Origin of the sequence: Streptomyces paromomycinus (assembly GCF_003865155.1) — a bacterium.
GTDB lineage: Bacteria > Actinomycetota > Actinomycetes > Streptomycetales > Streptomycetaceae > Streptomyces > Streptomyces chrestomyceticus.
In genome coordinates this window covers 1,369,053-1,381,020 of sequence record NZ_BHZD01000001.1, presented here as the reverse complement: position 1 = coordinate 1,381,020, position 11,968 = coordinate 1,369,053, and the positions used below count along the sequence as shown (strand labels likewise).

Here is an 11,968-nt window from a genome sequence, read left to right as displayed (position 1 = left end):
ATCGTGACCGGATTCGACCTGACCAAGCTGCTCGCCGAACGCGGTGCCGAGCGCTACGACCTGCACTCCAGGTACGTCAACCACCAACTGCCGCGGATGCTGCACACCATCGGCTTCGACAAGGTCTACGAGCGGGCCGAGGGCGCCTACTTCTGGGACGCGGACGGCCGGGACTACCTCGACATGCTGGCCGGCTTCGGCGTGATGGGCCTCGGCCGGCACCACCCGGTCGTCCGGCAGGCCCTGCACGACGTCCTCGACGCCCAGCTCGCCGACCTCACCCGCTTCGACTGCCAGCCGCTGCCCGGCCTGCTCGCCGAGAAACTGCTGTCCCACACACCCCACCTGGACCGCGTCTTCTTCGGCAACAGCGGCACGGAAGCCGTCGAGACGGCCCTGAAGTTCGCCCGCTACGCCACCGGGAAACCCCGCGTCCTGTACTGCGCCCACGCCTTCCACGGCCTGACCACCGGCTCCCTCTCGGTCAACGGCGAGGACGGCTTCCGCGACGGCTTCGCACCGCTGCTGCCGGACACCGGCATCGAGATGGGCGACCTGGACGCGCTCGAACGGGAGCTGCGGCGCGGCGACGTGGCGGCCTTCATCGTCGAACCGGTCCAGGGCAAGGGCGTCCACCCCACGCCCCCCGGCTTCCTGCGGGCCGCCCAGGAACTGCTGCGCCGCCACAAGGCGCTGCTCATCGCCGACGAGGTGCAGACCGGCCTGGGCCGCACCGGCGACTTCTTCGCCTACCAGCACGAGGACGGCGTGGAGCCGGATCTGGTGTGCGTGGCCAAGGCACTCTCCGGCGGCTACGTCCCGGTCGGCGCGACCCTCGGCAAGGACTGGATCTTCAAGAAGGTCTACTCCTCCATGGACCGCGTCCTCGTCCACTCCGCCAGCTTCGGTGCCAACGCCCAGGCGATGGCCGCCGGCCTGGCGGTCCTGACGGTCATGGAGGACGAACAGACCGTCGCCAACGCCCGCCACACCGGCGACCTGCTCCGTACGCGGCTGGCCGCGCTCGTCGACCGGTACGAGCTGCTGCACGACGTCCGCGGCCGGGGCCTGATGATCGGTATCGAGTTCGGCCGCCCCAAGTCCCTGAAACTGCGCGGCCACTGGACCATGCTCCAGGCAGCCCGCAAAGGCCTGTTCGCCCAGATGGTCGTGGTCCCCCTCCTCCAGCGCCACCGCATCCTCACCCAGGTCTCCGGCGACCACCTGGAGGTCATCAAGCTCATCCCGCCCCTGACGATCGGGGAGCGGGAGGTCGACCGCTTCGTGACGGCGTTCACGGAGGTGATGGACGACGCGCACCAAGGCGGGGGCCTGATGTGGGACTTCGGCCGGACCCTGATGAAGCAGGCGCTCCAGACACGCTGACGCCGGCGCCGGGGGTCCGTCCGGTGGTACGCGTCGCCCCCGGCCCCACGTAGGGTGATCGGCCGACAGTGTGCGAGACGCGGCCGTGGTCCTCAAAGCCGGGCGCGTCCTGGGCGGAAGGACTTCACGGGGTGATATCGGCGCGTACTCTCCGCGCGGTGGGCGGCACGGTGCTGGCGGGAGCCTTGCTCTACGGGGCGGCCCCCGCCGCGTCGGCGGATGCGACCAGGGACGCGCAGTGGCCGCTGCAGTCCTTCGAGGCGGAGAGGGTCTGGCAGCAGTCGACGGGGAAGGGGGTGACGGTCGCGGTCATCGACAGCCCGGTCAAGGCGGACCACCCCGATCTGGTGGGCAATGTGCTGCCGGGCAAGAGCTTCTTCGACGGTGACGACGACAAGGACGACGGCGATCACGGCACGAGCATGGCCGCCCTGATCGCCGGGCACGGGCACGGCCCGGGGCACGCGGACGGGGTGAAGGGGCTGGCGCCCGATGCCAAGATCCTCCCGGTGAACGTGCCGGAGCAGGGCGGCCCGCCCATCGGCAAGGCGATCCGCTACGCCGTCGACCACGGCGCCGAGGTCGTCAACATCTCGCTCGGCGTCGACTGGCTGACGGTCATCGACGAGCAGGACATCGCATACGCCTACCAGAAAGACGTGGTGGTCGTCGCGGGCACCGGCAACGAGAGTTCGAAGGCGACCAAGCTGTCCACGTACCCCGGCGTCGTCGGGGTGGGGGCCGTGGGGCAGGACGGCAAGGTGTGGCAGTACTCCAACTCCGGGCCCGGCGTCCTGCTGACCGCCCCCGGCGTGCACATCCGGTCCGCCGGCGCGACCGAGCCGTACCAGCAGGCCTCCGGCACCTCGGACGCCACGGCGTACGTCTCAGCGGCCGCCGCTCTCCTGCGCGCCAAGTTCCCCGACCTGACCGCGGGTCAGATCGTCAACCGGCTGGTGAAGACCGCGGGCATGGCACCGGCCAACCAGAACCTGTCGCTGCCCGACCCGCACTACGGCCACGGCTTCATCCGGCCGCTGCGGGCCCTGACCGCCGACCTTCCGGCCGGACCGCCGAACGGCCCGCTGAAGGTCCCCGAGGACCCGTACGCGGACGTACGGGCCGACGCGGCGAAGAAGGCCGCCGAGCCGAAGGCCAAGGGAACCGACCCCCTGCTGGTCATCGGTATCGCGACGGTCGGCGGGCTGGGCGTCATGGGGGTACTGGGCGCCGTACTCGCCGCCAGGAAGCGCAAGCGCCGACAGCAGGCGGCGCAGTCCGCGGTGCCGGGCGGGTTCGGCGGGCCGGGCGGGCCGGGTGGCTGGACGCCGCAGCAGGGTGTGCCGCAGCAGTACGGAGCGCCACAGCCACCACCCGGCGCCCCGGGACCGTACCCGCCGCAGCAGCCACCGGTCCCGCACCAGCCGCAGACCCAGCACCCGTATCCGCCGCAAGCGATGTATCCGCCGCAGCAGCCGCCCGCCGGGCCTCCTGGGACGTGAAAACTCAGTCCGCCGGCGGACCGACCTCCCGATGTCGTGTCGCGTTCCCGGGCAGAACGTCCTCGGGCGGCAGCGGAGTCAGCCTGGTGACCGCGGCGACGGGCACCGTGCCCGCCGGGCGTGCACCGGGCCGCCGCTCCCGTTCGGCGTAGGGGGTCAGCAGCGCGCGGATGGCGGCGGCGAGTCCGGCCAGCTCCGCCGGGGTCACATGGACCACGGTGCGGTGGGACACGTCGCCCTCCGCCGGTGCGTACGGGCCGGATGGTGCGTCCGGCCCGGACGGTGCGTCCGGGCGGACGGACACGGAGCCCCAGCGCAGCCGCCACGGCCGGGCCCGCCCGCCGGTGTGCGGCACCTCCTCGATGAGGCCGTGCCGGGCGAGCTGGCGCAGGTGGAAGGAGCAGAGGCCGGAGCTGTGGCCGAGGCGGGCGGCGGCCTGCGTGGACGTGACGGTGCCGGCCTCGGCGAGCAGGTCCAGCAGGGCGATGCGTACGGGGTGGTCCGGGAGCGGCCGCCGGGCGCGGTGCGACGGCGGGCCGGTGGACGCTGCTGGGGATTCTTCGTCGCTCACTTTGCAAAGGGTGCTACTTTGCAAAGCATTCGGTCAAGCTGACCTGCCGCCGGCCGGGGATTTCGCCCGGCCGTCCCAGGCATGCGCGGAAGGCGTTGATACTCCATGGCGGTCGGTTTCGGTGACACCCCGCAGGACCGCCGGGTCCGGGTGCAGGGCGAGCCCGTGGACACGTACCCGCGGCTCGCGCCGGAAGTGGAGCGCGGGGCGGTGCGCCGTATCACCGTGGTCGGGGAGGAGGTGCTGCACCGCCCGTGCCGGGAGGTCACGCGGTTCGGCACGCCGGAACTCTCCCGGCTGATCGACGACATGCTCGCCACCAACCAGGTGGCGGAGGGGGCGGGGCTCGCCGCCAACCAGGTCGACGTGGACCTGCAGGTGTTCGTGTGGGACATGACGGACGACTGGGGCGTGCGGCACGTCGGGCACATCGTCAACCCGGTCCTGGACGAGGTGCCGGCCGCGGACCGCAGGCTGGTCGAGGAGTCCGAAGGATGTCTGTCCGTCCCCGGCCCCTACCGGGTGGTGCCCCGTCCGGACCGGGCCGTCGTACGCGGCCGGGACAAGGACGGCAACCCCGTGGTGATCGAGGGCCGGGGCTACTTCGCCCGGTGCCTCCAGCACGAGACGGATCACCTGCGCGGCCACCTCTACCTGGACCGGCTCGCCGCCCGGGAGCGCAAGACGGCGCTGCGGGAGATGGCGGCGGCCAAGGAGGAGAAGTTCGCCCGGCGCGCCGAACTGGCGGCGAAGCTGGGCAAGTGACCAAGGGAGACGGCCGTACGGACGCGACGAGCCGCCCCCCCCGGGCTGCCGGCTCAGTCCTCCAGGAGCTGGGCGCGCAGCCGCTCGCGGGTCTCGGGGGACAGTCCCAGACCCTCGCTGAAGTAGGCCTCCGTCGAGCCCCAGGTCGTCTCGATGGCGTCGAGAGCCGCGGACAGGTACTCGGCGCGGGCGTCGAAGAGCGGCGCGAGCAGCTCCATGACCTCGGGGGACATGCCGACCGCCGAGGTGTCGGAGCGGCGCACCTTGTACCGGCGGTGCGCGGCGTTGGACTCCAGGTAGTCGGCCTCGACGGCTTCCGGCTCGACGCCGACCGCGAGCAGGGTGACGGCGACGGACAGGCCCGCCCGGTCCTTGCCGGCCGCGCAGTGCATGAGCGCGGGAACGCTGTCCTCGGCGAGCGCGTGCAGGACACGGCTGTGGTCGGCGGTGCGGGTGGTGATGATGTGGCGGTACGTCTGTGCCATCCGGCCCGCCGCCTTGCCGTCGCCCAGCGTCGTCCGCAGGAGGCCCAGCTCGCCGTCGCGCACCATCTCCCAGAACTCGGCGCCGTCGGCCGGGTCGGTCAGCGGGATGTTGACGTTCCGTACGCCGGGCAGCGTGACGTCGGGGCCCTCCAGCTTGATGTCGGCGGCGTTGCGGAAGTCGAAGACCGTGTGCAGCCCGAGACCCGCGAGGAAGGCCGCGTCCGCCTCGGTGGCCGCCGCCAGATGACCGCTGCGGAACAGCCGGCCCTTGCGCACCCGGCGCCCGTCCACGGTCGGCAGCCCGCCCACGTCACGGAAGTTGCGCACCTCCGCGAGCTCGGAGTCGGTCGACGGGACCTCCGGGATCTGCTGGGGCACGGGCGCTCCTCGGGACAGGTCGCCGACGCTGCTCGTCGACGAGGCGGGCCGCTTTGACGATACGACATCGGTGCAGCCCGCAATCAGGCCGGTGACGGCCGGTTCCGCGGCGGCACGGGAGCGGCGCGCGCGACGCGGTCGCGGGGCGGGTACCCGCCTTCCGTACCTCGTCGCCCAGCCACTCCCACACCCCGACAAACGACCGAAAAGAGCCGTTTATCGGCCTCGTTTTCTATTCCGACTTGATCAGAATTTGACCGGGTGGCATTAATCACCCCACGTCAACCCCTGGTTACGGTGGCGTAAGTCACTTCCCGGGGTGAAGTATGTCCTGACGTGGCAGACGATTCGAAGAAGATGAGCAGTGGCGCGGACGGCGCCATCGGGTCGTACGCAGCCGTCGGGGACAGCTTCACCGAGGGAGTCGGGGATCCCGGTCGTGACGGGGCGTACATCGGCTGGGCGGACCGGCTGGCGGTCCTGCTGTCGGACCGGCGCGCGGAGGGCGAGTTCCGCTACGCCAACCTCGCGGTCCGCGGACGCCTGCTGGACCAGATCGTGGAGGAACAGGTGCCGCGGGCCAAGGAGCTGGCCCCCGACCTGGTGACGTTCTGTGCCGGCGGCAACGACATCCTGCGGCCGGGCTCGGACCCGGACGCGGTGGCCGAGCGGTACGAGGCGGCCGTCGCCGACCTGCGGGAGAAGGTCGGGACGGTGCTGCTGTGCACGGGGTTCGACACCCGGGGCATGCCGGTGCTGCGGCATCTGCGCGGCAAGATCGCGACGTACACCGCACACGTCCGGGCGATCGCCGACCGGCACGACTGCCCGGTCCTGGACCTGTGGTCGCTGAAGTCCGTGCAGGACCGGCGGGCCTGGGGCGACGACCGGCTGCACCTGTCGCCCGACGGGCACACCCGGGTGGCGCTGCGCGCCGCACAGGTGCTGGGACTCGACGTCCCGGCCGACCCGGACCAGGCGTGGCCGCCGGAGGCCGGGCGCACCGCGGCCGAGGCGCGCCGCGACAACATCCACTGGGCGCGGGAGCACTTGGTGCCGTGGATCGGCCGCCGGCTGCGCGGCGAGTCCTCCGGTGATCACGTGGAGCCGAAGCGGCCGGATCTGCTCCCGCTGTAGCGGCGGCGGGAGCCGCGGAACGAGAAGCGGCGATGCCGCACCGCCGCCCGCCGTTCAGGCGCGGGCGGCGGTTTCAGTGTGCGGCGGGCGGCCCGTAGGGCAGGTCGGCCCAGACGGTGCGGCCGCGGCCGGACGGGTCGGGGCGCACCCCCCAGCTCTCGGAGAGGGCGCCCACCAGGAACAGGCCCCGGCCGCACTCCTTGTCCACGCTGCCGGGCTGGACGTGCGGTGCCGAGTCGCCCCGGCCCTGATCGGTGATCTCCAGGCGCAGGAAGGCGCCGACGACCGTCAGTTCGCAGTCGACCTTTTCGCTGTCGGTGTGCCGTACGGCGTTGGTGAACAACTCCGACACCACCAACTCGGCGTCGTCACAGACCTGTTCTGCCGCGCCCCACTCGTGCAGCACGGCGATCACGCGTCTGCGCGCCTCCGGTACGGAGGTGCGGCGGGCCGGCAAGTGGAACGCGTCCCGGAGACGCTCGGCGACGAAGCCGCCACAGCGCCCTAACGAAGGAGCGTTGTTGGAGGAAGCCACTCCGCAACTATGTGCGATGTTGGTCACCGATGGCAAGGATCAATGTGTAATTTGCAGAATCGCAAGCGCAGTCTGTTCGCTCTGCTGACGGCATGACACACTGCGATCACTCAGGTCGGTGGGAGGGGATCAGAAGTGGCGGAAGCACGGTCGGGTGGCGCTCCGACCGTCCTGCGGGTGGTGCTCGGCAAGAGGCTGCAGGACCTGCGCGAGAAGGCGGGGCTGTCCTACGAGCAGGCGGCCGCCGCCCTCGATGTCACGCACGCCACCGTACGGCGTATGGAGAAGGCCGAGGTCGGCCTCAAGATCCCGTACGTGGAGAAGCTGCTGGCGACCTACGGCGTGACCGACAGGGAAGAGATCGACGGCTTCCTCAAGCTCGCGCGCGAGGCCAACCGGCCCGGCTGGTGGCACAACTACCGCGACGTGCTGCCCGAGTGGTTCAGCGCCTATGTGAGCCTGGAGAGCGAAGCCAACCTCATCCGCGGTTACCAGCCCCACTACGTACCGGGGCTGCTGCAGACCGAGGAGTACGCCCACGCCGTCCTGCGCGCCGGTATGCCGCACGCGGCACGGGAGGAGATCGACCGCGCGGTCGCGCTGCGCCTGGAACGGCAGTCGCTGCTCACCCGCCCCGACGCGCCCATGCTCTGGGTGGTCATGGACGAGACGGTCTTCCGGCGCCCGATCGGCGGCCCGCGGGTGATGCGCGAGCAGATCGCGCACCTCGCCGAGGCCACCACCCGGCCCAACGTCCGGCTGCAGATCATCCCGTTCGCCGCCGGACCGCACCCCTCGATGTACGGGCCGTTCCACATCTTCCGCTTCCCGATCCCGGAACTGCCCGACATCGCGTACGCGGAGAACCTGGTGGGCGCCGTCTATTTCGACCAGCGCGACGACGTCTCGCAGTACCTGGAGGCACTGGACCGGATGTGCGCGCAAGCCGCGCCGGCCCAGACCACCGAGGCCCTTCTGGGCGGCTTTCGCAAGGAGATCTGAACCATGGATCGCATACGCATCTACAACGGCATGCCCGCCACCGAGCTGGGCAGCGACGGCTGGCACAAGCCGTGGAGCGGCGGCAACGGCGGCGAGTGCGTCGAGGCGCTGCGCCTGGGCGACGGACGGGTGGCGCTGCGCCAGTCCACCGACCCGGGCGGCCCGGCCCTGATCTACACCCATGGTGAGATCAAGAGCTTCATCGAGGGCGCGAAGGCCGGCGCCGCCGACTTCCTGCTCACCGCCGCGCCGTGCGGCTGCGGCTGCGGAACCGACCGGAGGACGGCGTGACGGACACGGAATTCTCCCGGGCCGTGATCGGCTCGTGGGACGAGGACGGCTCGCAGGGTCTGCAGGACGCGGCGGCCTTCAAGGCCGAGGAGATCGACACCGGCAAGCCGCACCCCGCCCGGATGTACGACTACTACCTGGACGGCCGGGACAACTACGAGGTCGACCGGGAGGCCGCGCAGCGCGTCATCGAGGCGCACCCGCAGGTGCGGCTGAGCGCCCGCGCCAACCGGGCGTTCCTGCACCGCGCGGTGCGCGAGGTGGTCGCCGGCGGCATCCGGCAGATCATCGACATCGGCACGGGCATCCCCACCTCGCCCAACACCCACGAGGTGGCCCGGGAGACGGCGCCCGGCGTACGGGTCGTCTACGTGGACAACGACCCCATCGTCGCCACGCACGCGGGGGCGCGGCTGACGACCACCGAGGACTCCGGTTTCGTGCTGGCCGACGTGCGCGACCCGCAGGCGATTCTCGACCACCCGACGGTGCGCGGACTGATCGACTTCGACCAGCCGGTGGCTCTGCTGCTGGTGGCCGTCCTGCACTTCGTCCGCGACGACGAGGACCCGGCCGGGATCGTCGCCACCCTGGCCCGCGCGCTGCCCGCCGGCAGCGTCCTCGTGCTGTCCCACGCCACGGGCGAACCGTACGAGGCGTACGAGCAGGGGCGTACGGACGAACGGGCGCGGGACGGCGTGCTGGACGTCTACAAGAACGCGACGGCCACCCTGAACCTGCGGACCAGGAGCGAGATCGAGCCGCTTTTCGGGCCGTTCGAGCTGCTGGAGCCGGGCGTGGTACGGGTGCCGCTGTGGCGCCCGGACGGGCCGCTCCCGGGTCCGGAGGAGCTGAACAACATCATCTTCTACGGCGGGGTGGGCCGGAAGTAGGGGCGTGTCCCGCCGCCACCACCGCCGGGGCGCGTCCAAGTGCGCAGGCGCTGATTGACAGCGTCCCCCGGCGGTCCGAGGGTGAAAGTCCGTGCGAGACCGGTGGTGCGAGGGCCGCTCACCGGACCTGAAGGGCCGCCCCGGCGGCAGGACGGGGGCAGCGGTGGAAGAGACTGCCGAAACGGCGGGGGAGCGGCGCGCGGTCGTCATCGGCGGCGGGCTCGCCGGGATGCTCGCGGTCACCGCCCTGCTCGGGCACGTGGACACCGTCACCGTCGTCGAACGCGACCGGTATCCCGAGGGACACGCCTTCCGTAAGGGCGTGCCGCAGGCCCGTCATCTGCACGTCTTCCTCAGCGGCGGCCTGCGTGCGCTGGAGGAGCTGCTGCCCGGCACGGGCCGGGCGTTCACCGACGCCGGGGCCCGCACCCTCTACCCGCCGAGCGACCTGGTCACCCGTACCGCCGTGGGCTGGCAGCACCGCTTCGAAGAGCGCCGCCACGGCTGCCTGTCGGTCACCCGCCCGGTGATCGACGGCGTCGTACGGGCCCGCGTGCTGCGGGCGGCCGCCGCGTCGGCGACCCGCCTGGAGGTGCTGGAGGCGACCGAGGCGGTCGGCCTGACCGGCGACGCGGGGCGGGTCACGGGCGTACGGGTACGGGCCCGGGCGGGCGGTGACCGCACCGGCGGGGCGGGCCCGGCCGCCGCGCAGACCGTTCCCGCCGCGCTCGTCGTCGACGCCTCCGGTCGCAGTTCCAAGGCCCCGCAGTGGTTCGCCGAACTGGGCCGCCCCGCGCCGCGCCAGGAGACCGTGGACGCCGGCATCGCCTACGCGACCCGGATGTTCCGCCCCACCGGCCCGGCCGGTGCCCCGGACATGGGCATCAACATCCCCGGCTGGCCCGGGAGTCCGCGCGGCGCGGTGTACGTACCGGTCGAGGGCGGTATCTGGCTGCTGACCGCCGCGGGGGTGCGCGGCCACCACCCGCCCACCGACGACCAGGGCTTCGCCGACTTCACCGCCACGATCGGCGACCCGTACATCCACGGCCTGCTGCCGCACGCCGAACCGGTCTCGCCCGTCTACGGCTTCCGTGACACCGCCAACCGCCGCCGGCACTACGAACGGCCCGGCACCGTCCCCGAAGGCTTCGTCGTGGTCGGCGACGCCAACTGCACCTTCAACCCGATCTACGGGCAGGGCATGTCGATCGCCGCGCTGGACGCCTTGGCGCTGCGCCGCACCCTGGAATCCGGGGGCGGTCTGCGGCCGGGGCTCGCACGGCGGGCGCAGCGCGCGGTGGCCCGCGCCACCGAGCCCGCCTGGATGATCGCCATCGGCGCCGACCGTCCGTACGCGAGCGGCGCGGACGCCCGCTCGGGCCTGGGCGAGCGGCTGATGTCCTGGTACGTGCAGCGGCTCATCCTCCGCTCCGTCGTCGACCCCGTCCTCGGCGCCGCGTTCCGCGACGTCTCCTGCCTGACCGTGCCGCCGTCCCGCCTGATGGCCCCGCGCACGGTGCTGCGGACCGTACTGCTGCCGCTGCGGCCCGGCGCCGGCGCCCCGCCGGCGGCCGTCGTACCGCTGCGGCGGGCTGCCTGACGGCCCGTCAGGCGAGCGCCGGGCGGCGGGTCACCTTCCCCCGCCCGGCAGGAACAGACTGACCGCGCCGGTGGCCAGGGGCGCGAGGATGCCGAACGCCGGGGCCAGCACCTTCGGCAGCGAGACGTCCAGACGCAGGAAGGCCACCAGCCGAGCCCGGCGCTCGATCCAGTCCTCGGTCAGCTCGTCGGCCTCCGGAATGCGGACCGTCGCCTCGACCAGCCGCCCGGCGACCGACCGCCACAGCACCACGACCGGCAGGAAGACCAGCGCGAACATCACGCTGAAGAAGGCGCCGTAGAGCAGTACGGAGGACGCCGGGAAGGTCTCCTCGGGCACGCCGTACGCCAGCAGGGCGTTGCGCAGCGCGCCCGCGTCGACGACCGCGGTCGAGATGATCAGGCTGCCGCCGGTCAGGAAGCGCACCGCGTCCCGCCACCCCCGGTGCAGCTCCCGCAGGGCCCCCACCGGTGCCAGGATGTCCGGTTCGGTGGGCAGCCGGCGGCTCAGCCGCAGCAGCCGGACCTGGACGTCCCACAGCCCCACCGCGCCCGGCGCCGCCGCCAGCATCCCGAGGACGAGCAGCAGCGGTATCCGCCACGCCAGCCCGTCGAGCGGCACGGGCACGCTGCCGGGCGGGGTGAAGAAACGCAGGATGCCGAAGACGGCGCCGAGCAGCACGGCGGCCCCTGCCACCAGCACCGCCACGGCCCGGGGCGCCGGCCGGTCGATCGGCTGCCGCCAGCGCCGGTGCACCGCGTACGACATGGCGTACGCCACCGCCACGTACAGCGCGATCGAGGCGCCGACCAGGGCGCTCCACAGGTCGAACTCCAGCAGCGAGGTGAAGGCACGTGCCTCCGGCGACTCGGCGGCCCCGAACCGCCCGACGAAACCCGTGCCGAGCGCGGCGACGGTCAGCAGGCCGAGCGTCACCGCCAGGGGTACGGCCACCAGGCGGACGCCCGGCCGGGACAGGTGCGGGGCGGCGCGTGCCACGGGCGGGGGGAGGTCGTCGGCTGCCGGGGCGGTGCCCTTCGCCTGCGTATCCGTACGGGGGCGATCCGCGGCCGCCGGCTGTCCCGCCGCCCCCTGCGGCGGTAACGGCGCCATTCCGTCCAGCGGCGCCATTCCGTCCGCCGGTGCCGTCCCGTCCAAGGGGGCCGTTCCGCCTCCGGAGGGCGTACCTCCCGGGACGTCCTCGCGTTCCGGTGGCCGCCCGGGCGGCAGCGTCTGGCTCATGCCACGACGGTAGGGCCGTACGGCCCGCCGCGGAATGCCCGGAACGGCCGAGTGGTTCGGTGTGTGCAGGGAACACGGGTCGTGTCCGGGTGCCAAGGGGTCCGCGGCGGACACCGGGAACCCGGACGCCGGCGTGCCGGAACCCGTCAGCGTGGCGGTCCGTTCACCGCACGGCGAC

12 protein-coding genes are annotated in these 11,968 nt (G+C 72.7%); 8 read left to right on the top strand and 4 right to left on the bottom strand.

Features of this window, described 5'->3' with window-relative positions:
• Window positions 1-3: 3 nt before the first annotated feature.
• Together OEIGOIKO_RS05255 and OEIGOIKO_RS05250 are read left to right on the top strand one after the other, a co-directional pair.
• Window positions 4-1,386 (top strand): aspartate aminotransferase family protein, encoded by a 1,383-nt coding sequence (locus OEIGOIKO_RS05255; RefSeq protein WP_125052297.1) that lies wholly within the window; start codon window positions 4-6, stop codon window positions 1,384-1,386.
• A 158-nt stretch (window positions 1,387-1,544) separates the two neighbouring features.
• The gene (locus OEIGOIKO_RS05250; protein WP_246177214.1) at window positions 1,545-2,888 is read left to right on the top strand and encodes a S8 family serine peptidase; all 1,344 of its coding nucleotides are present in this window, start codon (window positions 1,545-1,547) and stop codon (window positions 2,886-2,888) included.
• Window positions 2,889-2,892: 4 nt separating this feature from the next.
• Here the strand turns inward: OEIGOIKO_RS05250 and OEIGOIKO_RS05245 are convergent, their stop codons facing one another.
• Window positions 2,893-3,459 carry a winged helix-turn-helix domain-containing protein gene (locus OEIGOIKO_RS05245; RefSeq protein ID WP_246177213.1) on the bottom strand — a complete coding sequence of 189 codons (567 nt, stop codon included), beginning with the start codon at window positions 3,457-3,459 and terminating at the stop codon, window positions 2,893-2,895.
• Between the two features lie 105 nt (window positions 3,460-3,564).
• On the opposite strand from OEIGOIKO_RS05245, the gene def reads away from it, so the two are divergent.
• Window positions 3,565-4,224 carry a peptide deformylase gene (def, locus tag OEIGOIKO_RS05240; protein ID WP_125052291.1) on the top strand — a complete coding sequence of 220 codons (660 nt, stop codon included), beginning with the start codon at window positions 3,565-3,567 and terminating at the stop codon, window positions 4,222-4,224.
• A 53-nt stretch (window positions 4,225-4,277) separates the two neighbouring features.
• Here the strand turns inward: def and OEIGOIKO_RS05235 are convergent, their stop codons facing one another.
• On the bottom strand, window positions 4,278-5,087 hold the full coding sequence (locus OEIGOIKO_RS05235) for a tyrosine-protein phosphatase (RefSeq protein ID WP_170251563.1): 810 nt from the start codon (window positions 5,085-5,087) through the stop codon (window positions 4,278-4,280).
• A 336-nt stretch (window positions 5,088-5,423) separates the two neighbouring features.
• Here OEIGOIKO_RS05235 and OEIGOIKO_RS05230 point away from each other — a divergent pair, with 336 nt between their 5' ends.
• The gene (locus tag OEIGOIKO_RS05230) at window positions 5,424-6,224 is read left to right on the top strand and encodes an SGNH/GDSL hydrolase family protein (RefSeq protein ID WP_125052289.1); all 801 of its coding nucleotides are present in this window, start codon (window positions 5,424-5,426) and stop codon (window positions 6,222-6,224) included.
• Window positions 6,225-6,297: 73 nt separating this feature from the next.
• On the opposite strand, the gene OEIGOIKO_RS05225 is transcribed toward OEIGOIKO_RS05230, so the two are convergent.
• The gene (locus OEIGOIKO_RS05225) at window positions 6,298-6,759 is read right to left on the bottom strand and encodes an ATP-binding protein (protein WP_246177212.1); all 462 of its coding nucleotides are present in this window, start codon (window positions 6,757-6,759) and stop codon (window positions 6,298-6,300) included.
• Window positions 6,760-6,894: 135 nt separating this feature from the next.
• Between OEIGOIKO_RS05225 and OEIGOIKO_RS05220 the strand changes: the two genes are divergently transcribed.
• The 4 genes from OEIGOIKO_RS05220 to OEIGOIKO_RS05205 all read left to right on the top strand — a co-directional run bounded on the left by OEIGOIKO_RS05220 (window position 6,895) and on the right by OEIGOIKO_RS05205 (window position 10,548).
• Window positions 6,895-7,761, top strand: a complete 867-nt coding sequence (locus tag OEIGOIKO_RS05220; protein ID WP_125052287.1) for a helix-turn-helix domain-containing protein — start codon at window positions 6,895-6,897, stop codon at window positions 7,759-7,761.
• Between the two features lie 3 nt (window positions 7,762-7,764).
• Window positions 7,765-8,052 (top strand): DUF397 domain-containing protein, encoded by a 288-nt coding sequence (locus tag OEIGOIKO_RS05215; RefSeq protein ID WP_030998248.1) that lies wholly within the window; start codon window positions 7,765-7,767, stop codon window positions 8,050-8,052.
• Between the two features lie 23 nt (window positions 8,053-8,075).
• Entirely contained in the window at window positions 8,076-8,945 is an 870-nt protein-coding gene (locus OEIGOIKO_RS05210) for an SAM-dependent methyltransferase (RefSeq protein WP_371859011.1), read from the top strand.
• A 163-nt stretch (window positions 8,946-9,108) separates the two neighbouring features.
• On the top strand, window positions 9,109-10,548 hold the full coding sequence (locus OEIGOIKO_RS05205) for an NAD(P)/FAD-dependent oxidoreductase (protein ID WP_125052285.1): 1,440 nt from the start codon (window positions 9,109-9,111) through the stop codon (window positions 10,546-10,548).
• 30 nt (window positions 10,549-10,578) lie between these two features.
• On the opposite strand, the gene OEIGOIKO_RS05200 is transcribed toward OEIGOIKO_RS05205, so the two are convergent.
• Window positions 10,579-11,790, bottom strand: a complete 1,212-nt coding sequence (locus OEIGOIKO_RS05200) for a hypothetical protein (RefSeq protein ID WP_125052283.1) — start codon at window positions 11,788-11,790, stop codon at window positions 10,579-10,581.
• Window positions 11,791-11,968 lie beyond the last annotated feature (178 nt).